The following is a 23,827-nucleotide window of genomic DNA, read 5'->3' on the forward strand; positions in this document are numbered from 1 at the left end:
AACGGCCCTTGTTCTGATTCGTGCTGGTGCCCTGCCGCTGCCAACCACGCGGGTAAGGGCTGTTCGTGGTTTCCGAAACGACATGAGCATACCCACGATGGGGTCTTCACTACCCAAACGGATAGTATGTGCCGGAGCGTTAGCTACCCAAATGGGCAGTGACGCCGGTCGGGCTCTCTATCCAAATGGGTAGGTCTGCTGCTCTGTGCTTTTCGGTCGCACAACAAGTGTCTGGCATCCGGGAAGCGGTTTGCTTTCTTTGCCTAGGCATGTTGTCCTTGCCGGAAAGAGGGATACTTCTGGCCTGTCAGAAGCGGCAATCGCCTAGAAAAAAGAAAACATAATGCCAGTAGCGGAAGCATTTTATGAGGCGGCGATCATTCCTGAGCTCTGGGGGAGGGCTCTCAATGTCGCCAGCTCGGCCTGGGGAGCTGACGGGATCGTCCTTTCGACCTATCCCGACTGCCTGGCGGGCCTGATCGGCTCGGAGGGGATGGACGAGTTCTGTGCCCGCTTCACCGCCGAGGGATGGCACAAGCGCGATATCCGCGCGGCGCGCGGCGTCCCATATGTCCGCAAGGGCAACGAGATCGTGACGGATCTCGACATCTTCTCGGAAGACGAGATGAAGCAACTGCCCTTCTACACCGATTTCCTGCAGGAGCTTGGCTTCACCTGGTTCGCCGGGACCATCCTGAACGAGGTCGGCGGTGTCCTCGTCAACCTCTCGGTTCACCGGCGTGCCGGACGGGAGCCTTTCTCGGAGGAGGATCTGGCCCCGCTTCGGCGCGATCTTCTGGACGTGAAGAGAGCGGCCCGCCTGACGGCCCGGAGCAGCCTTGCCTATGCCGAGGGCCTCGTCGACAGCCTCGAGCGTTTCGATTGCGGCGCCGTGCTGATCGACCGGGTCGGCCGCGTCATCCAGATGAACAAGAAGGCCGAAACCTATCTGGGAGAGCATCTGCAGATCGTTTCGTCCCGCCTCCGGTCCCCGCACCGGGAGGCCAACAAGGCGCTGCAGGAACTCGTGACGCACAGCGTTCAGCCGGTCGCCGAAGGCAAGGGCGGACCAGCCTCCGCCGTTCTCCAGCGCCCCAGCGATCTTCCGCTCGTGGTGCATTCCTACCCAATCATCCGGCAGGCGACGGATATCTTCCAGGGCGCACGCGCGCTCCTGCTGATCAGCAACCCCGGGCAGCGGCGCCCCCTGGCTCTGAAAGTGCTCCAGGAGGTCTTCCAGCTGACGCCCGCCGAGCTGCGCATCGCCGCATCACTCCTGCGCGGTCTGAATACGCAGCAGATCGCGGAAGAGCACCGGATAGGTCAGCAGACGGTCCGCTACCATCTGAAATCCATCTTCGCCAAGACGGACACATCCCATCAGGCGCAGCTCGTCAGCCTGCTGGCCCAATTCATCGACCATCAGCCGTAGACCTCGCAGAGCATCGGACGTGAGCAATCGGCCTCGAGCCGGGCCGGAGCGGCCTTCAGGGCATCGCTCCCGTCAGCGACGCGGCGAGGCGCGCGGCCAGGGCGGCGTTGTTCTTGACCAGGGCGATGTTGGTGGACAAGCTGCGTCCGCCGGTGGACTCGAACAGGAACGACAGCAGGAACGGCGTCACGGCCTTTCCGGTCACGCCTCGGTGTGCGGCCTCGGCAATCGCTTTTTCGATGAAGCCCTTCATTTCCCGCGCCGGAATCTCGGCGGCCTCCGGCACCGGGTTGGCGACGAGGGTGCCGCCTGTCAGATGCAGCGCCTCCGTGGTGCGGATGAGGTCGGCGATGGCATCGGGCGTGTCGAGCCTGACGGGAATGGGTAATCCGCTCGCCCGGCTCCAGAACGCCGGAAACTCGTCGGTCCGGTACCCGACGACCGGCACGCCCCGCGTCTCGAGATATTCCAGGGTCCGCGGCAGATCGAGGATCGCCTTGGCGCCGGCGCAGACCACCGCGACAGGCGTCCGGGCGAGTTCGTCGAGATCGGCCGAGATGTCCATGGTGCTCTCGACTCCCTGATGAACGCCGCCGATCCCGCCCGTGGCGAACACACGAATGCCCGCGAGGTGGGCGCAGATCATGGTCGCGGCGACCGTCGTCGCTCCGTGGCGCTTCGAGGCCACGGCATAGGGCAGGTCGGCACGGCTGAGCTTCATCACGTCCCGCGCGGTTCCCAGCCAGTCGAGATCCCTGTCCGCGAGGCCGATCTTGATGCGCCCGGCGATGACGGCGATCGTCGCAGGGACCGCGCCGTTCTCCCGCACGATGGCTTCGACCTCCCGCGCCGTCGCCACGTTCTGCGGGTGCGGCATGCCGTGGGTGATGATGGTGGATTCGAGAGCCACGACGGCTTTGCCCGTGTCGAGGGCCGCTCTCACCTCAGGCGCGACGTCGAGGAAGCGGCCAACCCTGTCATGGCCCATCAGAATTCTCCTTCACGATCCGGTCGGCATCCCGCGCCATGGCGGATTCCAGCAGCGCAAGCGAGAGATCCGGGCGCACGCTGGCCGGACACTCCATGGTCAATGCCGCCGCTACCGTACCCATTCGCACGGCCTGCGCCAAGGATCGGCCTTCGAGCAGGGCGACGAGCGTGGCGGCGATGAGAGCGTCACCGGCGCCGGTCGCGTCCACGACCCAGGCCGGGAGCGCGCCGACCCTCGTGCAGTCCGTGCGATCCATCGCGATCAGCCCGTCCCCGCCAAGCGTCAGGACGACCCGCTCGGGGCCGCGGGCGAGCAGCGCGGCCGCCGTTGCCTGGGGCGATGCGCCGGAATCGCCCAGAAGGGCCCGCGCCTCGTCCATGTTGAGGAACAGGAGCCCGACGCCGGTCAGGTCGCGTGGCAGGCGCATGACCTTTGCCGCCGAGACGGCGTCGATGGTGAGCATCGGGCAGCGCCCCCGGGCGAGCCCGATCAGCTCGTGCAGGGTGGGCGAGGGCAGATTGCAATCGGCGAAGATCCAGGACGGGGCAATCTCCGCCCAGATCCGGCGGAGGAAGGATGGGGTGAGAGCATCGAAGATCGCCATGTCGGCAAGCCCGAGGGAAAGATCGCCACCGGGCTCGAGGACGGCGACATATTCCGCCGTGGCGTGGTCGCCCGAGATCCCCACATGCCGGATGTCGATCGCCAGGCGTGTGAGCTCCGTCCGGATCGCGCGCCCGTTCTCGTCGTCTCCCAGAAGCGAGACGAGGGAGGATTTGGTCCCGAGCCGGGCGATGTTCTCCGCCACGTTTCGGGCCACTCCGCCGAACGAGCGCTCGGCCGTCGCAGGATTGGAGGTCCTTGGCTGGATGGGTGCGCGGGTGCGGTATTTCCGGTCGACGGTCGCCCCGCCGATGCAGACAACCCGCCGTGCTTCGGGATTCATCCATCCAGGCCTTTCGGGTGTGAGGTCTTGTCGGGCCGCAGGATACGGGAAGTCCTTAGCGAAGCCCATTTGGGGGCCATGACGACAGAAGAGAGGTACGCACGTCGTCCGCTGCCGGAGCCCTCGACGCGAAAGCCGGTCAAGCGAGCATCGCCGAATTTGATAATTTGGGACCAGTGCTGACTAATTCGGATAAGACAGCGGGCCGGTCATCCGCATTCGTTGAATCGCCGCGTTCGTCCATTAACATATGTGAACTTGATGAAAATCAAAGCTGTTTGTGCCCGAGTTTGGTCTTGATCGCTTTAAAGTGCGCCTGTTCCGATTATTTCTTTTAACCTATTGCGAGCAGCCATGGTGTCCGATCACATCGTGACTCCGTCCATGCCGGGTCATCGACCAGAGTTCGCATCACGGGCGGTGATCGCCGTGGCGAACTCCAGGCAGGTGCTTCCTTACGGATATATTCATCTGGGTGTCGCCCAGGATATCGCCCCGACCTTGCGGGATCTCGGTCTCGATCCGGATGCGATCATCCGGGAGGCGGGTCATGATCCGCATTTTTTCGATGACGGAGCAAACGTCATCCCGCACATGGCCCTCGGCCGGCTGCTGGCGATGTGCGTGGCCCGTACGAACTGCCCGCATTTCGGTCTTCTGGTCGGAAAGCGCGCGACAATCCTGTCTCTCGGCATGGTCGGCCGCCTGATGCAGCATTCGGAGACCGTCGGCGACGCTCTGCGCGCAGTCGTGTCATGCCTGGGTGTCCAGAACCGGGGGGCCGTGCCGTCGCTCGTGGTCAGCAACGATCTGGCCCTGTTCTCCTTCATGATCTACCAGCCCCATATCGAGAGCGCGGATCAGATCTCCGACGCAGCTCTTGCGGTCACCGTCAACGCCATTCGAACTCTCATCGGCTCCGACTGGAACCCGACCGAGGTGCTCCTGCCGAGGGTCGTTCCGCAGGACGTCGAGCCGTATGCGCGGCACTTTCGCGCCCCGGTCCGGTTCGATCAGGAGAGTGCGACCATCGTGTTTCCCGCGCGCGACCTGGCGCGCCGGATTCCCGGCGCCGATCCTCTGATGAGAGCCCTGCTGGAGGAGCGGATCGAACACATGACCGGTTCCGCACCGGATTTCGCGGACGGAATCCGGCGCTTGCTGCGAACCCGCCTGACCAGCAACCGCTGTTCGGCGGAGGATATCGCCGAGCTGATGGCGATGCACCGGCGGACCTTGAGCCGCCGTCTCAAGGACAGTGGGGCCGGATACCGAGCGATCACGAACGAGATCCGCTTCGAGATCGCCCGGCAATTGCTGGAGGATACCGAGGTGTCGCTCTGCCAGATCGCAGCGGCTCTCGGCTATTCGGAGGCCAGCGCCTTTACCCGCGCGTTCCGGCGTTGGTCGGGCCGAACTCCGACCGCCTGGCGAGCCAAGGGACGCCAGCGGTAAAGCGCCGGGGCGTGCCAGGAGGCTGTCCCTCCGGCCTGCCGGGTGCGGAGCGGCTGCCTGTCGGAATTGACGGTCGGATCATCGATCATTGCCCAGGCCGATCGGGCCATGGGCGGCTGGACAGGAACAGAGCGTGAGAGGGATAGGGCAGAGGATATGGATCGGCGCCTTGTGGGCGATGGCCGCCCTCGTCTCGGTCCACGTGAACGGTGCGGCGGGCGCTCAAACGGCACCGGCTTCTGCTCCCACTGCAGCTCCCGCTCATCCTCCAGCGCAAGTCGGTGAGCTTCTGCGGCTCCTGGAGGATCCCGCCGTTCGCCAATGGATCGACCAGCAGCGGCAACCATCTCCTCCTCCTGCCGACGTCACGCAGCAGACGACCCTGTCCGAGGCGCTCGTCATGCGCATCGCCGCGATCAGAGGGCAATTCATGGCGCTCGCAGCGGCGGTTCCTCGTCTGCCGGAGGAGACCAGACGGGGCGCGGAGCTGTTGTCGGCGGAGCTTCAAAGCCGGCCCATGGTGAACATCCTTCTCCTGGTCTTCGGGTTTCTCGGGCTCGGCATCGGCGTCGAGTGGCTCTTCGTCAGGGCGACGGCCCGGGCGCGGGAGCGGCTCCTCACGGCCTCGCGAGAAACGGTGGGCGCGCGCGCGAAAGCGATCGGGTTGCGCTTCGCGCTCGGGCTGACCCATGTGGCGATCTTCGGCATCGGGAGCATCGGCGCCTTTCTGGTTCTCGACTGGCCGCCCCTGCTAAGGCGCATCGTCCTTGCCTATCTGGTCGCAGCGCTCCTGCTGCGGCTTGCTCTCCTCGTCAGCCGGATTCTGCTCGCGCCCGGAGGCGCGGAGCGCGCAGACTCCAGCAGCCTCCGCATCATTCCCCTCAGCGACGATGGAGCCTGGTTCTGGCATTGCCGCGCGATGCTGTTCATCGGCTGGTTCGTCTTCGGATGGGCCACGGTCGAGACAGCCCGGACGCTCGGGTTCTCGAACGATGGGCGCAGAGTGGTGGCGTATTTCCTTGGAATCGGCCTTCTGGCCGCAGCCCTGGAAGCCGTCTGGCGGCGGCCCGGCTCACTCCCGGCCGCCCAGGATCTCGAACGGCCGACGCGGCGCCACCATCTCGGAAGCTGGCTGATGTCGATTTACCTCGTCCTCCTGTGGGGGCTCTGGGTCGGGGGGCTCATGGGCCTCTTCTGGCTCTCGGTCGTCGCCGTCACTCTGCCGCAGGCCGTGACGATCACCCAGCGTTCGGTTCGCAACCTCCTTCGTCCCCAAGGAGCCGAAGAGATCGCCTCCAATCACGAGATGAGTGCCGTTTACCTCGACCGGGGGATCCGCGCCCTTCTGATCGCCGGAGCCGCCCTGTTCCTCGCCTGGGTCTGGCAGATCGATCTCGTCGAACTGACCAGTCGGGATACCGCGATCACGCGGCTGGTGCGGGGTGTTTTGAGCAGTCTGGTGATCCTGCTCGTCGCGGACTTCACCTGGCAGGTGGTGAAGACCCAGATCGACCGCAGGCTCGCGCGCATTCAGGCCGGGACGGTCCCCGGCAGCGAAGAGGCACTGAAGCAGGCACGGCTCCGGACGCTGCTGCCGCTCTTTCGGATGACGGCCTTCATCGTTCTCGCCGTGGTGGCCGTGCTGATGGCGCTCTCGTCGCTCGGTGTGGAGATCGCGCCTCTGATCGCCGGCGCCGGGATCGCGGGCGTCGCCGTGGGGTTCGGATCGCAGGCCCTGGTGCGGGACGTCATCAGCGGGATCTTCTATCTTCTCGATGATGCGTTTCGCGTGGGCGAATACATCCAGAGCGGCAACTACAAGGGCACTGTCGAATCCCTCGGCTTCCGCTCCGTGAAGCTGCGGCATCATCGAGGACCGATCTACACCGTGCCTTATGGACAGCTAGGGGCGGTCGAGAACATGAGCCGCGACTGGGTCATCGACAAGATGACCATCAACGTGACCTACGACACGGATCTCGACCAGACCAAAAAGATCATCAAGCAGGTGGGCAAGGAGCTGGTGTCGGATCCCGAGTTCGCGCCGAACATCATCGAGCCCCTCAAAATGCAAGGCGTGGAGCAGTTCGGGGATTTCGCCATTCAGCTCCGCCTGAAGATGATGACCCGCCCCGGCGAGCAGTTCGCGATCCGTCGCAAGGCCTTCGCGATGCTCAAGAAGGCCTTCGACGAGAACGGGATCCATTTCGCATTTCCGACCGTGCAGGTGTCAGGCCGCGGCGAGACCGAACCGGCGGCCGCGCAGCACGCGCTCAAGCTCGTCAAGGGAACGCCGCCGGAGTAGTGCCGCGCGGTCCGATGTGAGACCAGAGAATTTTTCTCGGCCAAACGGACCCGTTTCGCTGAGAAACGCGTCAGGCGAGATAACGCTCGACCAGGCGAGCCCAAAGGGCGGCGCCCGTGGTCAGGCTCGCGTCGGCGAAGTCGTATTTCGAGCTGTGCAGAATGGCGGAATTTGTGCCGTTGCCGAGCCGCAGGAAGCTGCCCGGCTTGTGCTCGAGGAAATAGGCGAAATCCTCACTTCCGGGGATCAGGTGGCAGGTCGATACCCTGTCGGATCCGATCAGTTCCTCTGCCACGGCGCGGGCGAAGGCCGTCTCCTCTTCGGAATTGACGACGACTGGGTAACCCCGCTCATAGTCGATCTCGGCGGTGGCGCCGTAGCCGTCGACGACGGACCGCGTCAGCTTGACGATGCGCTCCTGCAGGAGATCGCGGATCTTCGGATCGAAGGAGCGGACGCTGAGCGCGAGCTTCGCATATTCCGGAATGACGTTGACGGCGTTGCCCGCGTGGATCGTTCCCACGGTGACGACGGCCGTTTGGGTCGGATCGATGTTGCGCGAAACGATGGTCTGCAGCGAGACGACCAGATTGCACGCAACCACGACCGGGTCGATGGTGAGATGGGGGCGAGAGGCATGGCCGCCTTTGCCCGTGATGGTGATGTGGACGGTGTCGGACGAGGCCATCATCGGGCCGGAGCGCAGAAGGATGTTGCCTTCCGGCGCGCCGGGATGGTTGTGCAGGCCGAAGATGGCGTCGAAGGGAAAGCGCTCGAACAGGCCGTCGGCGATCATCGCCTGGGCACCGCTGAACTTGCCGGCCTCTTCGGCCGGTTGGAAGATCAGCGTGACGGTGCCGTTGAAGCGGCGGGTCCGGGCCAGGTATTCGGCTGCTCCCAGCAGCACGGTCGTATGGCCGTCGTGGCCGCACGCATGCATCTTGCCGGGCGATTGGCTCGCATAGGCCAAGCCGGTTTCCTCCACGATCGGGAGCGCGTCCATATCGGCGCGAATGGCGATGCCCTTTTGCCCGTCGCCGACGCTCAGGCGCGCAACGACGCCATGCCCGCCGACATTGCGGGTGACTTCAAAGCCCCAGCCTTCCAGCTTCTCGGCGACGAACCGTGCCGTTTCGGCCTCCTCGAAGGACAGTTCCGGATGGGTGTGGAGGTGATGGCGGATGCCGGTGAGCTCCGCTTCCATGGCGTCGAAGTCCGAGACCCTGGCGAAGACGTTGTCGTTGAGCATGAAATTCGTCCAGATGGCGGTGAAAGGCTGCGTTGAAAAATGGGCCGGCGCTGATCAGAGGAAGCGTGACAGGAAGGCCTTCGTGCGAGGATGCTGCGGGTTTCCGATCACCTCCTCGGGGCTGCCCATCTCGACGATCTTGCCGCCGTCCATGAACACGACCCGGTCCGCCGCCTCGCGGGCGAAGCCGATCTCATGGGTGACGACGATCATGGTGAGCCCCTGCTTGGCAAGATCGCGCATGGTCGCCAGCACCTCGCCGACCAGTTCAGGGTCGAGCGCCGATGTCGGCTCGTCGAACAGCATCAGCTTGGGCTTGATCGCCAAGGCGCGGGCAATCGCGACGCGCTGCTGCTGGCCGCCGGACAGCTGGCGCGGATAATTGCCGGCCTTTTCCGACAATCCGACCCGCTCCAGGAGCTTCAAGGCGTTTCGCGTCGCCTCCTGGCGGCTCTCGCCGTGAATGCCCACGGGCGCCTCGATGATGTTCTGCAGCACCGTCATATGCGGATAGAGGTTGAACTGCTGGAACACCATGCCGATCTTCCGGCGCTGACGGGCGATGCCGTTGGCGGAGAGCTTCTCCAGCCGCCCGTTGCGAAGCCGGTAGCCGATCTGCTCGCCGTCCACCGCGATGAAGCCCTGGTTGATGGCTTCCAGGTGGTTGATGCAGCGCAGGAACGTCGATTTTCCGGAGCCCGAGGGGCCGAGGATCACGACGACCTCTCCCGGCATGACGTCGAGATCGATGCCCTTCAGCACTTCGAGATGATCGAAGGACTTGTGAACGTCATGGGCCTGGACGAGAGGCTTCATGGACTGGGCGGCGCTCAATGGCTTGCCTCCTGTACGGCCGCACCGGCGAGCACCGGCTTGTCGGCGGCTCTGTTGCGGCGTTCGCTGCGGCCGTAATAGGCCTCGATGTAGCTCTGCCCAACGTTGAGGATCGAGGTGATGAGCAGGTACCAGATGACCGCCACGAGCAGCATCGGAATGATCTCGAAGGTGCGGTTGTAGATCGACTGCACCGAATAGAGCAGGTCGGCCATCGCGATCACGCTGACGAGAGAGGTGGCCTTGATCATGCTGATCAGCTGATTGCCGGTCGGCGGCACGATCGAGCGCATGGCCTGCGGAATGATGATGCGCCACAGGGCCCGGGCCCGCGTCATGCCGAAGGCTTCGGCCGTTTCGGTCTGGCCGCGGTCCACGGAGAGAAGGCCGCCGCGGATGATCTCCGCCATATAGGCCGCCTCGTTCAGCGCGAGGCCGACGATCGCGGCCGTCATCGGCGTGATCACCGAATTCGTATCCCAGCTTGCGAGCGTCGGGCCGAAGGGGATCGCGATCGAAAGCCGCGGAAACAGCGTGGACAGGTTGTACCAGAAGATGAGCTGCACGAGCAGCGGCGTGCCCCGGAAGAACCAGATGAACAGGGCGGCGAGCGAGTTCGCGAGCCGGTCCTTCGACATGCGGGCGATGGCGAGCACCAAGCCGAGGACCGTGCCGAGCGCCATCGCGACCACGGTCAGTCCAAGGCTGACATAGAGGCCCTTGATGACCGTCGGATCGAAGAAATAGGCGATGACGACGGGCCAGCCGAAGTTTTCGTTATGAGCGACGATCCAGGCGAAGTTCGCCGCCACGAGAAGAATGACGGCCCAGAGGATCAATCGGCCCAGGCGGAAGGGAGCGTGGGCCGTCGCCACGTCCCGGAAGGGCGCATCGCCGGAGGGCGATGCGCTCGACAGATCGAGCCGGCTCATTTCGGCAGCACTCCACCAAGGTTGATGCCGGGCTCCTTGATCATGTTGTTCTCAAGGTTCCACTTCTTCATGATCGTGGCGTAGGTTCCGTTGCTCATCAGAAGCTTAATCGTATCGAGAAGCAGCGGCCCGAGCGGCGAACCCTTGGGTACGACGGCGCCCTGATAGAGATCCTCGAAGCCGTTCTTCTGCCCGACGCCGGTCAGTTCGAGCTGGCCGTTGGCTTGGGCGACGAAGTAGGTGAGGGGAGCCTGCGAGGAGAAGAACGCGTCGGCGCGCTTCGAACGAACGGAGAGGATCGAGCTCGGCTGGTCCGTATAGGACTGAACCGTGAGAGGCTCCTTGCCGTCGGCCTTGCACTTTTCCGCCTGGGCCTGGATCACGCGTTCGGCGGAGCCGCCCGCCATGACGGCGATGCGGTTGCCGCAGGCCGTGTCCAGGGAGGTGATGCCCTTGGGATTGCCCTTCTGAACGGCGAAGACGACGAATTCCTGAACCCAGTCGACGAAGTCGTTGGCCTCTTCGCGGCTCTTGAAGTCGCCGACGGGACCGAACGCGAACTGGTAGCGCCCGGAATTGACGCCCGCGAGAAGCGCCGGCAGGCCGCCGACCGTGACATGCTCGATCTTGATGCCGAGAACCTGGCCGATGGCGTCCGTCAGGTCGCTGCTGGCGCCGCTCATCTCGGTGCCGGTGACGATCTCATAGGGAGGGAACGACCCGTTGTTGACCGAGATCATCTTGCCCTCGGCGCGGATATTCTCCGGCAGGCGCGCCCGCAATTCCTCGTTCACGCTCTGCTTCGGGATGGCGGCTTCCTGTGCGATGGCCGGACCTGCAAGAGTCAGGACGGCGAGTGCGGCGGAGGCGATGAGTTTCGAATACATGCGAGAGGCCCTTTCTGTTTGAGGACGCCGGTTCAGGTCATCAGTCACTCTGAAAAAGTTCATTTGGCGCGTGCCTGCCAGGGAAAGAGATCGGCGGGCGTCAGCGCGCGCGGCAGAATCTTCTGCTCGTAAAGCTCGGTGGCGAAGTCGCTGATCATCTTCTCGTTCTCCTCGAAGCCGCTGATGTTCCAGGAGGGCGGCAGATCGGCGGCGCAACGGCGGAGCTCGTCGATCATCCAGGGAGTGGTGTCCGCGTATTTCTCGCGCTTCTGCAGCCACATGCGCTGAGACGCGTCGATCAGTTCGCTGAGCTCGTCCATGACCCATGGATTATCCCGCACGATCTCGGCCTTGAGGCCGATCAGGTGCATGCCCGGCACATAGCCGACCTCGTGGAAATAGGCGACCTCTGCCGACCGGAAGTCGTCGAGGACCTGGCGGAGCGGGGAATCCTGATCGAAGAATCCCGGCGGCATGAAGGGGGTGAAGATCGCATCCAGGCCGCCATCCTTGAGGAGGTCGACCATCGGCCGCTCGCCGGGAGCTGCTTCGATGCGGCCCGGGCGGCCGAACCCGTCGAGCCGGTCCGTGATGGGATGGGCTTCCGTCAGACGGCCCGCGTACCACATGGCGTCCTCGACGCCGACGCCTTCGCGGCGGATCGCAGCGCGGGTCCAGGTGTTGCCGGAATCCCGCCAGCCCGTCACGCCGATCTTTTTGCCGGCGAGATCCGACAGCTTGCGGATCGGGCTCTCCTTCGTGGTGATGATGCACCGATGACGGAAGCCGCGCATGATGAAGTTCGGGATGCCCACGACGCTGTCGTCCTCGTCATGCCGCAATTGCGAATAGCGGCTGAAGGACATTTCCGCCCCTTCATAGGAGGGGTCTCGGGCGACATTGGAGATGAGAGTGCCGACGCGATCGACCTTGATGTCGAGGCGCGGGGACCGGACATCGCCCAGGACCAGAGGTGTCATGTAATCCCAGTCGCGGAGGGCGAGACGGAGGGTCAGTGGCATCGGCATTCACTCGCAGCAAACTTGTCCTATGTGTAATTAAAATGTTCACATCATGTTGATCAAACTCTATTATGTTATTGAACATTAAATTTGGTGTTGTATGGCCGAGAGCAGAGACGCGCATTGGTTCACTGATAAGCTCACCGACAGGAGCATTCGCGGGATCGCTCTTGAAACCAGGGCCCTGATCCGGGCAGGCGCACTTCCCGTCGGGACGAAGCTGCCCCCGATCCGCGATCTCGCATTTGCCCTCGGGGTCAGTCCTGCGACGATCTCGGAGGCCTGGAGCGAGCTGCGGCGCCAGAAGATCATCAGCGGACGAGGGCGAAACGGCACCTGGGTCAGCGGCGATCGTTTCGTCGCGAAGCCGAACCGCCTCGGAAGCTCCGGCCATTACGGCGAGGACATCCTGAACCTGACTGCGGCCGTTCCCGACGTTCGGTTGCTGCCGCCGCTTGCGGAAGCAATGGCATACGGCGCCTCGGCGGAGAACCTCAACAGCTACGAGCGCAACCGGATCCTGCCGGAACTGGAGGAGGAGGTGAGGAAGACCTGGCCCTACGAGCCGGAAGCCTTCCTCGCGACGAATGGGGGCTACAACGCGGTCTATACGCTGGTTCACGCTTTGCTCCCGCCGGGAGCATCCGTTGCGATCGAGAATCCGACAGGCATGCGCCTGCTCGATATCCTGGAGGACCGGGGAGTGCGGATCGTGCCGGTCGAATGCGACGGCGAAGGACCGCTCCCCTCGGCCCTCGAGGCGGCGCTGAAGACAAGGCCCGCCGCCTTCATCTTTCAGCCGCGCCTGCATTCCGTCACAGGCCAGGGCGTCAGCCGAGAACGCCTGGAAGCGCTCGGCGAGATTCTGAAGGACGCCGATACGCTCATCGTCGAGGACGATGGCGCCGGGGATATTTCCGAATCTCCACGCCATTCCCTCGGGGGACGGTTCCCGAACCGGGTCATCCACATCCTGTCGTTTTCGAAAACGCATGGTCCCGATTTGCGGCTCGCCGTCCTCTCCAGCACCCGGTCGATCGTCGATCAGATCCAATCGTACCGGAGCTTCAGCGCCGGCTGGACGAGCCGCATCCTGCAGGCCGCCACCGCTTGGTTGTTGCGAGATCCGGCAACGCAGGAATCCATCGATCACGCTCGCGCGGTTTATCATGGCCGGCGCGCCCATCTGGTCAGCGCTCTGCAAGGGAGAGGAATCCAGGCCATGCACGGTGCGGGTTTGTGCGCCTGGGTTCCAGTGGCCTCCGAGCCGTTCGCCATGGTGACGCTGGCCGCCCACGGAATTGCTGTTCACCCGGGCGCGAAGTTCTCCAACCTGCCGACCTCTCATTTGCGCATTGCGACGGCCACCCTGTCGGATCGGTACGAGGAAGTGGCGGACTTGATCGCGCTGGCAGCCGGGACGTGATGGGGCGCGAAGCCGGATTGCGTTTCGGTTTCAGGATGTCGCGCATCATGGGGCGTCGGTGCGACCGGGTGGGGCGATTGCTCGGTGTGGCGCGACCTAACCTCTCCCCTGATCTCCGGATGTTTCCGAGATCAGCTTTCGCTGACGCAGGTCGGGAACACCCGACTTGCGATGGGAGAGGGCGGACCAAGGGTCCGGGGCGACCCGCTTTCCGAAAAGGCCTGGAACCCTTCACCCCAACCCTCCCCCTGAGGGAGAGGGCGGGTCCCTCTTAAGGGCAGGGAGAAAGCGCCACTTCGGGTCTGTGCGGGTCGGGTCTGAAACGGTCGGTTAACCGAGAAAGTGCATGCTTCCCTTGCGTGAATCAGGGACTGGGCGGGCCCTCAGCTGGAGACGATTGCCCATGACGGAGAAGACCCTAAACGAAGCCATCGAAGAGAGATTGAAGATGATCCCTCCGATCGTGAAAGCGATACAGGCCGGAGGAGAGGAGGCCTATCTTCGCGACCTTCAGACCCTTTTGAGAAAGAACCTGGCCAGCCTTCTGGCGCTGTTCGAGCGCGATCCCGGCCTCGACGCCGCGACCACCGATCTTTACGCGGCGGCGGCCGCCATCGTGAGGGACGTCGCGGTCGCCTCGCAGCCCTATGCGCGCAAGCGCCGCCTGCTCAAGGAAGCGCAGATGCGCTTCGAGGAGCGGATCGCGTTGGCACGGCCCAGAGAGCGTAAGCCGACGGCCTCCTGGCGCCAGAGCGAGCTTTTCCTTGCTGCCTGACGAATGTCGCCCGGCCGGGTCAGTGCTTGCCCTGCCGGTCGACGCTCCTGAAGAGATGGGGCGGGGCTACATGTTGACAAACCGTATGGATATTTTCCTGTCGCCTTGCTAGGGCTCTTCAGTAAGGGAATGGGGCTTGCATGGCGACTGGCATTTCGATCAGGAACGAGACAACCGGCATCGACTATATCGATACGCAACTGCACGGGACGAAGTGGAACACTCCGTACCTGACCTACAGCTTCCCAACCAGCGCGAGCGAATTGTCCGACTACGGCGCGGGTAGGACGATCGATTCCACGTACTTCAGTACGATGGGTTTCCTCGAACAGCTCGCCTTCCGCTCCATCCTCAAAAGCTGGGCCGACGTGTCGGGCCTGGTCTTTACGGAGGTCGCATCCGGCGGCGACATTCGATCCTATTGGTACCGGGACAGCGCCAATTTTACGGCGCGCGTCCTGGATTTTCCCTCAGCCGCGCCCGAAGGTGGCGACATTCAACTCGGCCATGCTCTCGGAGGCGATTGGTCGTTTGGCGGGTACAGCTATTTCACCCTTCTTCACGAAGTCGGTCATGCGCTCGGCCTGAAGCACCCACAGGACAGCAGCAACGGGTTCCCGGCAGCGGACGCATCCTTGGATTCCATCGAAGTGTCGGTGATGAGCTACCGGAGCTTCGCGGGAGCGCCGATCGGTTCATACAGTATGCTCTCGGGCAGCTATCCCTGGGCCCCGATGCTGAATGACATCGCCGCCATTCAGCACCTGTACGGCGCCAACTGGAGAACGAACAGCGGGGATACCACCTACACTTTCGACCCGCAGGCGGATGTCATCTTCCAAACGATCTGGGACGGCGGCGGCACCGATACCTACAATTTCGCGAGTTACAGCACGGACCTGACGATCAGTCTGGTTCCTGGCGCCTGGGCCAGCCTCGGCAAGCAATACGCGGTTCTGGACTACACAACTTTCGACGAAATCGTTCCAACCGTGCTGGCGCGGGGCAATATCGCGAATGCCTATCTCTACCAGGGCGATACGCGCTCGCTGATCGAGAATGCCACCGGAGGGTCCGGCAACGATCGGCTCATCGGTAATCAGGCGGCGAACCGCCTGATCGGCGGATCCGGGAGCGATACGCTGACCGGCGGCAGCGGGGATGACACGTTTTCCGGAACCGTCAGCCAACTCAGCGGCGATACGATCACCGATTTCAGCTCCGGCGACCGGATCGTCGTCTCGGGTGCCGATCTCTCCTCGCTTCATCGGCAGTCCGTGGCCGGTGCCCTGGATCTCGGCGGGGGCGGCGTCCTGACGCTTCTCGGGGGCTTTGCCAGCCGGATCTGGAACATCGTCTACAATACGGTCACCAAGCAGACGACCCTCCTGCTCAATACGCTGCCGGTGGCCGCCAATGACCGCGCCGATGCGGATGCCCAGGGCAGGGCCAGCGGCAACGTCATTCTCGGCAACGCGGAAGGAATGGGCCGTGACACGGATCCCGATCACGATGCTCTGACGGTTGCTCTGGGAACGGGGCCGCGCTACGGCACCCTCACTCTCAACGCGGACGGAACGTACTCCTACGTCGCCGATGCCGATGTGCTGCGCACGCTCGGTGCCGGAAAGACGCTGACGGACACCTTCACCTACATCGTCAGCGACCCGAACGGCGGTATGGACAGCGCCACCGTATCGATCGTTCTACGCGCGAAGGACGACATCGTTTCAGGCGGTGTCGGGAACGACCGCCTCGTGGCCGGGAACGGCAACGACATCCTGTTCGGCGATCGGGGCAACGACACGCTCTTTGGCGCTGGCGGCCATGATCGTCTGGATGGCGGCATCGGCGACGACCGTCTCAACGGCGGCACCGGTCACGACACTATGGTCGGCGGCACGGGCAACGACATCTACTGGGTCGACTCGCGCTACGATCGGGTCGTGGAGAACCGCAGTGCCGGAAACGACACCGTGTATAGCTCCGTCAACTACACGCTGGGTGCGAACCTCGAGACACTGGTTCTGACGGGCGCGGCGACGAACGGCACGGGCAATGCTCTCGCCAATGTCCTGCGCGCCTCCAACAACAGCACGATTCTCAAGGGCTTGGACGGCAACGACAAGCTGTATGGCGGCAGCGGGCGCGACCGTCTCGACGGCGGCAGCGGCCATGACACGCTCAGCGGCGGTGCGGGCAGCGACACCCTGGTCGGCGGCAGCGGCGACGACGTGCTCTATGGCGGCCTGGGAGCCGATCACCTCGACGGGGGGAAGGGCCGCGACTCCTTCGTATTCAACACCAAACCCGGCAAGGGCGAGGTCGACACGATCCTGGGGTTCAACCCGTTCGACGACAGGATCCTGCTGGACAACGCAGTCTTCAAGGCGCTCGGCAAGACCGGAAAGCTCAGCGCGGATGCGTTTCACTGGGGCTGCCAGGCAGCCGACGCCAACGACCGCATCCTCTACGATATCTTCACGGGTGCCTTGTACTACGATGCGGACGGCAACCGTGCGGAAGCGGCGGTGCAATTCGCCAAGATCAGCCCGTGGCTGCTGCTGTCCTATGACGACTTCAGGATCATTTAGGGACCGGGCCGCAGCATGGCCCGCCCGAGGACGTCGACGAGCCGCGTGTCGTCCGATTGCGCAACGTTGAATCGGAGGAAGGACCCGGCCGTCTGCGAGACGCTGAACACGTTGCCCGGTGCGAGGACGATGTTCTCGTCCACGGCCCTGCGGGCGAGCGCAGCGGAGTCCTGCCCCTCTGGAAGGCGGCACCATAGGTAGAAGCCGCCGCGCGGCATGAGCCATGGCCGGATCCCGAGGGGCGCCAGTCGGGCGGCCATCGCGTGCCTGGCCCGCGTCAGGCGCTGGCGCAGCTCATGCATGTGCTTGCGATAGCCGCCACCCACGAGAACGCTCTCGATGAGCTCGGCCGCGACCGGGCTCGGCCCGCCGAAGCGGGTGGCGACCTGGAGATCGATCAGGCCTTCGATCCAGTCGGCTCGCGCCGCGATGTAGCCGCAGCGGATCGAGGCGGACAGCGTCTTCGAAAAGCTGCCGATCCGAATGACTCGGTCGAGGCCATCGAGCACCGCGAGGCGCGGTGAGGGCTCCGGCTCGAAATCGGCAAAGATATCGTCCTCGACGATCGTCAGATCATGGGCCGCGGCGGCGCTCAGTATCTTGTGCGCCGTCTGCGGCGAGAGGGTCGCGCCGGTTGGGTTGTGGAGCGCAGAATTGGTGATGTAGAGGCGTGGCCGTTCCGCAATCAGCACCGCCTCGAAGGCCGCCACGTCGGGCCCGGACGGTGTGTACGGAACGCCGACGATCCTGACCTGATGGGCCCGAAGCAGCGCCTGAAAATTGAAATAGCCCGGATCGTCCACCAGCACCGTGTCGCCGGGTCTCAGCAGGAAACGGCAGATCAGGTCGAGCGCCTGCGTTCCCGAGCCGGTCAGCATGATCTGCTCGGGAAGGGGCTCTATGCCTTCTTCGGCGAACCGGCCGAGCAGCCATCGGCGCAGGCGCGGGGAGCCGCGCGTGCCCCCGTAATCGGCGAGCATGGAATCGTCTGCCCGCGCGAGGGTCCGCAGGGCGCGGCGAAGAGCGGCGTTCGGCATCCAGTCCGCCGGAAGCCAGCCACATCCGGGTTTCATCACCGCAGGATCGGCGTCCAGCGACTGCCGTGAAACCCAGAACGGGTCGACCGCCCTGTCGCGCTGCGGCTCCGCCGGCGCCAAAGCAAGCGGCGGAAGGGCATTGCCTGCGACGTAGAAACCGGACCCGGGCCGCGCGCGGATCAGGCCCTCGGCGACAAGCCGGTCATAGGCCTCCACGACGGTGGACGGCGACACTCCCATGGCGGCCGCAAGGCTCCGGATCGAGGGAAGCCGATCGCCGGAGACCACGGCGCGGCTCGACACTTTCGAACGGATTGCCGCCATCACCTCGCCGGTCCGCGTCGGATTGCCGTTCTTCATGTGAGGTCCATCGATTGTGTGGCCTTCTGTGCCCATACGGTTTTGTCAAATTGTATTGCACCGTCTCTGTTTCGACCAGCCTCGGAACCGTATGGTCCAGGCTGAAAGAGAGGCAATATGGATCGGACGACGGACGCGTGGGGCAGTGGCCTTCTGGGTGTCATCATCTTCAGCGGCTCGCTGCCGGCGACGCGGGTCGCCGTCGGCGATTTCTCGCCCTTGTTTCTGACGTCCGCTCGCGCGGTGATCGCCGCGATCCTCGGAGCGATCTTCCTCGCGGGCCTCCGGCAGGCAAGGCCTGAGCGCCGCGACCTCGGCTCGCTCGTCGTGGTCGCTCTCGGAGTCGTGGTCGGGTTTCCGCTGCTGACGGCGCTCGCGCTCCGGCACATCACCTCGGCGCATTCCATCGTCTTCATCGGTCTCCTGCCGCTCGCAACCGCCATCTTCGGCGTCCTGCGAGGCGGCGAGCGGCCCAAGCCCGTCTTCTGGCTGTTTTCCGGAGTTGGTGCTGCGACGGTTGCGGGCTTTGCTCTCTTCAACAGCGATGCAGGCTCGCTCGCGGGCGATCTGCTGATGGTGGCCGCCGTCGTGGTGTGTGGCCTCGGCTATGCCGAGGGAGCTACTCTGTCTCGAAGATTGGGCGGCTGGCAGGTCATCTCATGGGCTCTGCTTCTGTCGCTGCCGATCATGGGAATACTCGCGCTGATCACGGTCCCGGTATCCTGGAGCGCCATCGGCGGCCCGGCCTGGCTCGGGCTCGCCTATGTGTCGGTCTTCAGCATGCTGATCGGCTTCGTCTTCTGGTATCGCGGCCTCGCGCTCGGAGGCATCGCGGGGGTCGGGCAGCTGCAGCTGCTGCAGCCTTTCTTCGGTCTGGCGCTGGCAGGCCTCCTGCTGGAAGAGCCGGTCGCCTGGACGATGATCGCGGCGACGGGGCTCGTCGTCCTGTGCGTCGCCGGTGCCAAGCGTTTTGCCTAGTAGTCCGTTTCCTCGGCTTTCGATCCTAGCATGAGGTGCTTGCGCACAGGGCATCATGCGGCGTCGCGTGCGCTTGTCCTGCAGCAACAAATCTCCGCTTCGACCGTTCGGTCTGCGCCGGGATGATCGCATCCGGCGAGAGGGAGGGAACTTCCATGACGAGGATCTATCTGATGGCCGCTCTGCTTCTCGGCACGGCCGCCATGGCGCAGGATCAAACACCCCTCGGCTCGACCGATGCCACTCCGCCTCCCGCCGGATTCTGGCGCGCTTCGGATCTGATCGGTCACAATGTGGTCGCCTCCAACGGAGAAACGGTCGGCACGGTTTCGGACGTCATCCTCAGCCGTGAGGGCCGCGTCAGCGGATATGTGATCTCCGTGGGCGGCGTTGCGGGCGTCGGCGCGCGAACGGTGGCGGTCCCACCCTATGACGTGCGGATCGATCCGGTGGAGACGACCGCCTCGACCGGAATGGTGCGTGGCAACCTGCCTGCCAGCACGGCAGCGGGCGCGAAGGCGCGAGCCGATATGCAGGTGAGCAATGTTCTCGCGCCCGAGCGGATCACGGTCAATATTCCGCAGGACGAGCTCAAGTCCGCTCCGCCATTCTCGAAGAGATGACCGCTCCCGGATCAAGGCATCCGACCGGACGGTCGTCGCAACGCGACGTTCTCATCGGCCAAGCGCTCATCGGCCGGGCGTTTCCGGCGTCACCGGATGCCCCTGCGGGGGCGCCCCTGCGATGGATCCCGTAGCCCCCGGCGGCTCGTTGCGGTTCACGAAAACGAGCCACAGCGCCGCGCATACAAGGATGACGAGGATCGCGGCAATGGAGAGGGCGAGCCAGTTGCCTTGCCTCATGGCGATCTCCTTCCGGAGCGATGCTGCGCCGGGGGAAAGCTCCCCCGGCCTGACGTCGTGATGGTCGGCGACTGGTCACCCCGAAGCGACCCGTGGCTCAGGGACGGCATGCCACATCAGGAGCCGATCGCAACGAACAGGTATTGATCCTCGCGTTTCACGCGCAGGAGAACCGGCTTCTTGTTCTGCTGGGCCTGCGACCAGGCGTTGGCGACGTCCGAGGGCGCGGACACGGGCTGGTTATTGGCAGAGACGATCACGTCGCCTTCTTTCAGTCCATTCTCGGCTGCCGGGCTGTTCGGCTCCACCCGCTGGACCAGAACGCCGGAGGTGCCGGGCGCGAGGCCGAGCTGGTCCCGCGCCGCGTCCGGGATCGGGCTCAGGGCAAGGCCGAGCCGCTTTCCGGCATCCTGCTGTTCGAGCGAGCCCATCTGGGTGGATTGCTCTTCCTTCCGTTGGCCGACAGTGACCTTCAGATCCTGTGTCTTGCCGCCGCGCACGACCGTCAGCGTCGCTTCCGATCCGGGCTTCACGGCTGCGACGGCGCGCGACAGGCTGCGTCCGCTCTCGACAGGCTTGTCGTTGAACCTGACGACGATATCGCCCGACTGGGCGCCGGCCTTCTCGGCCGGCCCGCCGGGCTCGACCGAGGCGACGAGGACGCCCTTCTCATCCGGTCGCCCGAGCGCCTGTGCGATGGCGGGCGTGATTTCCTGAAGGCGCAGCCCGATGAAGCCGCGCTCGATATGGCCGGTCTGAATGAGCTGATTGGCGACGGCCTGGGCGGTTCGGGACGGGACCGCGAAACCGATGCCGATATTGGTACCTGTCGGGGAGAAGATGGCGGTGTTGACACCGATGACCGCGCCGGCCGCGTTGAACAGGGGGCCGCCGGAATTGCCTCGGTTGATGGAGGCGTCGGTCTGGATGTAGTCGTCGTAAGGACCCGATTGAATGTCGCGGGCACGGGCGGACACGACGCCGACGGTCACCGTTCCTCCGAGCCCGAAGGGGCTTCCGATGGCGATCGCCCACGAGCCCGGCTCGGCCGCGTCAGAATCGCCCCACGTCGCCACGGTCATGTTCGGCTGCGGGTCGACCTTCAGCACGGCGATGTCTGTCGCAGGGTCCCGACCGACCAGTTTGGCCGGGACATTCGTATTCTCGCCGAACACGACGTGGATTTCCTCCGCTCCTTGGACCACGTGATTGTTCGTGACGATGTAGCCGTCCTGGCTGATCACGAATCCCGAGCCGAGCGCCTGGCGGATCTGCTGCTCCTGCTGGTCCGGATGCTCACCGTAATAGCGACGGAAGAACTCGCGAAAGGGGAGGTCGTCGGGCAGGGACTGAATCTGGCTCTGTTCCTGCACGTGCTGGCGTGTGGTGATCGCCACGACCGACGGCATCTTCTGCTTCACGACCGCGGTGAAATCGGCCGGGACTTGAGCCTGCTGAGCGAGAACCGGCACTGCCGGCATCGAGAGAGCGGCAGCCGACAGCGCGCCGGCGAACACGGTGGCGCGAAGATGGGCTTTGATGGACTGGCGGAGCATTCGATCAATCCTCCTGCAGGTGTGAAAGAGAGGAAATCCACGGTGGCTGTCCGCATGGCTCGAATTGATGGTGCAGCATGTCGAACCGGCGATCCGCTCGTTGCGATTGCAACGTCAACAGATGTGGACCTGCATCGTAGAGACGCTTCGCGCACCACTTTGTTTCAGCTTGGCCGAAAAGCCCGCCCGGCGCGGATCGGCGCAGCCTTGGTGGCGAATGCCGACGTGTGCTTCCGTCCTGACCTGACAGCTGCGTGCGCCGGGGCTTCCGCCGTTCGATCGGGCTTGCTCGTCGGGGCGCTCCCAAGGAAGCGCTTCTCTGAAAGCTGCTTCAGGAACAGACCTTTGCCGCCGACGTTGAGGTTGGAACTCGCACATGTGGAGAAGGACCATGAGTCAAGCCACGACGACCACCGATCACGATGAGATCCGCCGGTGGGCGGAGGAGCGCGGCGGCCGGCCTTCGGTTGTTCGGACGAGGAGAGGCCGGGGCGGGATTCTTCGCTTCGATTTCGGCGAGCCTGAGGAGGCGTTCGAAGAAATCTCCTGGGATGAATTCTTCCGGATCTTCGACGACAACGATCTGGCCTTCCTGCACCAGGACATCCTCGGGGCGGACCAGACGAGTCGCTTCTTCAAGTTCATCGAACGAGAGACAGCCCCCGTGAAGCGCTCTTCGGCGAAATCCGCCACGAGGAGCGCCTCGGCACGAGCGCCGCGGAAGGCGGCCGGCGCGGCGACCCGGTCCGGCGCGTCGAAGACGGGCGGAGCAAAGCGCGCCGCTGCGCGCACGTCGTCGGCCTCTGCGGATGGCCGCAAGAGCACCGCTCGCAAAACCAGCACTGCTCGTGCAAGAACTGCCGGCGCCGCGAAACGGGCGAGTGCGGCGAAGTCCGCTTCGCAAGGGGCGTCGTCCGCTCGCGCGACGAAAGCAGCGGCCCCCAAGAAGGCCGCTTCCCGCAAGACGACATCCACCGCCCGCAAGACGACAGCGACCGCACGAAAGAGCCCCACGCGCCGTTCTGCGACCGCATCCAGGGCAACCGAAGCGCGACCCGGGCGAGCGGCAAAAGCCACGGGCACGACAGCCCGCTCCGCCGTAAGAACCCGTGCCGCGACCGCCAAAAGCAGCGCCAAGAGCGCCGTCAAGCGTAGTGCCAAGAGCACCGCTAAGACGAGCGCGAGGAAGACGGGAACCGCTTCAGGCGCAACGAAGCGCCGCGCCGCTGCGTCGTCGACCGGTCTGAAGGGTGCGAGCAAGTCGACGCGGAAGACCGGCGGTTCCTCGAAATCGGGTCCGCGCAAGCCGCGCTAGCCGAATTCGGGAGAACCGGAGGTCCGCATCAGCAAGAATTCGACCCGGTTGTCGGGTACGATCATGGATATGGGATGCGCTTCCTGGCACCCTCCCTCGTCATCCCCGGCCTTGTGCCGGGGATCCACGTCTTCGAGGTGCGGCGGTTCCTGAGGACGTGATGGCTGGAACGAGCCCGGCCATGACGAGAGATGGCCATGACGAGGAAAGACGGAATTGGCCTCCTGGCTATCGTTTCGCCGCGTCGAGCGGCCGTCGCGCGGCGGGGCCGCCGACCATGATCCCGTCCGTCAGCGGATTGAAACTGGTCAGGCGGCTGTAATCGCCCGGTGAACCGTCTTTGGACCCCAGCGCCGTCCCGATCGGCTCGATCCCGGTAATTTCGATTCGCGTGCTGGCAAGCCCCTCGGCCATGACGAGGTTGAACAAGGTGCCGGCGTTCCTCGGGGCCAGCCTGATGCAGCCATGGGAGGCCGGAGACCCGAGCCGGCCGACGGCGCTGCTTCCGTGAATGGCGTGGCCGGCATCGGTAAAGAAGATCGAATGCGGCATGGGAGCATCGTCCCATTCCTTGGAATAATGCTCCTTCGCCAGCCGGGACGGGGCGAAGGTGCCCGTCGGCGTGGCGTAGTCTCCCAGGCCTGTCGATACGGGCCATGAATATCGCTCGGTGCCGTCCACCGCCACGGTCATGCGTTGTGTCGTCTTGTCGACGAGAATGGAGATCTCGGCCGCTCCTGCAGGGGATATGGCTGCGAAAGCGGCAAGGCATGCAGCCACAAGCGAGGTCTCTTTGCCCATCGGTTCGTCTCCGCCTGCTGTCCGGATCGTCGTGTCAGGACACACGACAGGATGACGGTGGAAAACGGC

At 64.4% G+C, this 23,827-nt stretch carries 19 protein-coding genes and 1 pseudogene; 9 read left to right on the plus strand and 11 right to left on the minus strand.

What is annotated here, in order from left to right:
• Window positions 1-343: 343 nt before the first annotated feature.
• Entirely contained in the window at window positions 344-1,432 is a 1,089-nt protein-coding gene (locus ACS5Q0_RS20005; protein ID WP_473128404.1) for a helix-turn-helix transcriptional regulator, read from the plus strand.
• A 55-nt stretch (window positions 1,433-1,487) separates the two neighbouring features.
• On the opposite strand, the gene ACS5Q0_RS20010 is transcribed toward ACS5Q0_RS20005, so the two are convergent.
• Complete coding sequence (locus tag ACS5Q0_RS20010; RefSeq protein ID WP_473128405.1) at window positions 1,488-2,420, minus strand: pseudouridine-5'-phosphate glycosidase; 933 nt, start codon at window positions 2,418-2,420, stop codon at window positions 1,488-1,490.
• On the minus strand, window positions 2,410-3,369 hold the full coding sequence (locus ACS5Q0_RS20015) for a carbohydrate kinase family protein (protein ID WP_473128406.1): 960 nt from the start codon (window positions 3,367-3,369) through the stop codon (window positions 2,410-2,412). The genes ACS5Q0_RS20010 and ACS5Q0_RS20015 overlap by 11 nt, the downstream gene beginning before the upstream one ends.
• Before the next feature lie 354 nt (window positions 3,370-3,723).
• Between ACS5Q0_RS20015 and ACS5Q0_RS20020 the strand changes: the two genes are divergently transcribed.
• Window positions 3,724-4,824, plus strand: coding sequence for an AraC family transcriptional regulator (locus tag ACS5Q0_RS20020; protein WP_473128407.1), 1,101 nt, complete (start codon window positions 3,724-3,726; stop codon window positions 4,822-4,824).
• Window positions 4,825-4,957: 133 nt separating this feature from the next.
• Complete coding sequence (locus tag ACS5Q0_RS20025) at window positions 4,958-7,129, plus strand: mechanosensitive ion channel family protein (RefSeq protein WP_473128408.1); 2,172 nt, start codon at window positions 4,958-4,960, stop codon at window positions 7,127-7,129.
• Between the two features lie 70 nt (window positions 7,130-7,199).
• On the opposite strand, the gene ACS5Q0_RS20030 is transcribed toward ACS5Q0_RS20025, so the two are convergent.
• Genes ACS5Q0_RS20030 through ACS5Q0_RS20050 form a run of 5 tightly spaced genes read right to left on the minus strand, consistent with a single transcriptional unit; the run spans window position 7,200 to window position 12,053 of the window.
• On the minus strand, window positions 7,200-8,378 hold the full coding sequence (locus tag ACS5Q0_RS20030) for a M20 aminoacylase family protein (RefSeq protein WP_473128409.1): 1,179 nt from the start codon (window positions 8,376-8,378) through the stop codon (window positions 7,200-7,202).
• Window positions 8,379-8,432: 54 nt separating this feature from the next.
• A complete protein-coding gene (locus ACS5Q0_RS20035; RefSeq protein ID WP_473128442.1) occupies window positions 8,433-9,194 on the minus strand; it encodes an amino acid ABC transporter ATP-binding protein in 762 nt (253 codons plus the stop codon).
• A gap of 14 nt (window positions 9,195-9,208) precedes the next feature.
• Window positions 9,209-10,144: an amino acid ABC transporter permease gene (locus ACS5Q0_RS20040; RefSeq protein WP_473128410.1), complete on the minus strand. Its 936-nt coding sequence runs from the start codon at window positions 10,142-10,144 to the stop codon at window positions 9,209-9,211.
• Window positions 10,141-11,031 (minus strand): ABC transporter substrate-binding protein, encoded by an 891-nt coding sequence (locus ACS5Q0_RS20045; protein ID WP_473128411.1) that lies wholly within the window; start codon window positions 11,029-11,031, stop codon window positions 10,141-10,143. The genes ACS5Q0_RS20040 and ACS5Q0_RS20045 overlap by 4 nt, the downstream gene beginning before the upstream one ends.
• A 59-nt stretch (window positions 11,032-11,090) precedes the next feature.
• Window positions 11,091-12,053, minus strand: a complete 963-nt coding sequence (locus tag ACS5Q0_RS20050; RefSeq protein WP_473128412.1) for an ABC transporter substrate-binding protein — start codon at window positions 12,051-12,053, stop codon at window positions 11,091-11,093.
• A gap of 100 nt (window positions 12,054-12,153) precedes the next feature.
• Here ACS5Q0_RS20050 and ACS5Q0_RS20055 point away from each other — a divergent pair, with 100 nt between their 5' ends.
• From ACS5Q0_RS20055 to ACS5Q0_RS20065, 3 genes are all read left to right on the plus strand, one after another.
• Window positions 12,154-13,479, plus strand: coding sequence for an aminotransferase-like domain-containing protein (locus ACS5Q0_RS20055; RefSeq protein WP_473128413.1), 1,326 nt, complete (start codon window positions 12,154-12,156; stop codon window positions 13,477-13,479).
• Between the two features lie 403 nt (window positions 13,480-13,882).
• The gene (locus ACS5Q0_RS20060; RefSeq protein WP_473128414.1) at window positions 13,883-14,254 is read left to right on the plus strand and encodes a hypothetical protein; all 372 of its coding nucleotides are present in this window, start codon (window positions 13,883-13,885) and stop codon (window positions 14,252-14,254) included.
• Window positions 14,255-14,394: 140 nt separating this feature from the next.
• The gene (locus ACS5Q0_RS20065) at window positions 14,395-16,848 is read left to right on the plus strand and encodes a M10 family metallopeptidase (protein WP_473128415.1); all 2,454 of its coding nucleotides are present in this window, start codon (window positions 14,395-14,397) and stop codon (window positions 16,846-16,848) included.
• On the opposite strand, the gene ACS5Q0_RS20070 is transcribed toward ACS5Q0_RS20065, so the two are convergent.
• Entirely contained in the window at window positions 16,845-18,245 is a 1,401-nt protein-coding gene (locus ACS5Q0_RS20070; protein WP_473128416.1) for an aminotransferase-like domain-containing protein, read from the minus strand. The genes ACS5Q0_RS20065 and ACS5Q0_RS20070 overlap by 4 nt on opposite strands.
• A gap of 117 nt (window positions 18,246-18,362) precedes the next feature.
• Here ACS5Q0_RS20070 and ACS5Q0_RS20075 point away from each other — a divergent pair, with 117 nt between their 5' ends.
• Window positions 18,363-19,223, plus strand: coding sequence for a DMT family transporter (locus tag ACS5Q0_RS20075; RefSeq protein ID WP_473128417.1), 861 nt, complete (start codon window positions 18,363-18,365; stop codon window positions 19,221-19,223).
• Between the two features lie 155 nt (window positions 19,224-19,378).
• The gene (locus tag ACS5Q0_RS20080; RefSeq protein ID WP_473128418.1) at window positions 19,379-19,846 is read left to right on the plus strand and encodes a PRC-barrel domain-containing protein; all 468 of its coding nucleotides are present in this window, start codon (window positions 19,379-19,381) and stop codon (window positions 19,844-19,846) included.
• Window positions 19,847-19,912: 66 nt separating this feature from the next.
• On the opposite strand, the gene ACS5Q0_RS20085 is transcribed toward ACS5Q0_RS20080, so the two are convergent.
• Together ACS5Q0_RS20085 and ACS5Q0_RS20090 are read right to left on the minus strand one after the other, a co-directional pair.
• Window positions 19,913-20,086 carry a hypothetical protein gene (locus ACS5Q0_RS20085; RefSeq protein WP_473128419.1) on the minus strand — a complete coding sequence of 58 codons (174 nt, stop codon included), beginning with the start codon at window positions 20,084-20,086 and terminating at the stop codon, window positions 19,913-19,915.
• A 116-nt stretch (window positions 20,087-20,202) separates the two neighbouring features.
• Window positions 20,203-21,642 (minus strand): DegQ family serine endoprotease, encoded by a 1,440-nt coding sequence (locus ACS5Q0_RS20090; protein ID WP_473128420.1) that lies wholly within the window; start codon window positions 21,640-21,642, stop codon window positions 20,203-20,205.
• A gap of 391 nt (window positions 21,643-22,033) precedes the next feature.
• Here ACS5Q0_RS20090 and ACS5Q0_RS20095 point away from each other — a divergent pair.
• Window positions 22,034-22,294 (plus strand): annotated as a pseudogene (locus tag ACS5Q0_RS20095) (hypothetical protein); the annotation flags it as partial.
• Window positions 22,295-23,185: 891 nt separating this feature from the next.
• Here ACS5Q0_RS20095 and ACS5Q0_RS20100 read toward each other — a convergent pair.
• Entirely contained in the window at window positions 23,186-23,758 is a 573-nt protein-coding gene (locus ACS5Q0_RS20100) for a L,D-transpeptidase (protein ID WP_473128421.1), read from the minus strand.
• Between the last annotated feature and the right edge of the window lie 69 nt (window positions 23,759-23,827).

It is taken from the genome of Microvirga sp. HS2, assembly GCF_055792805.1.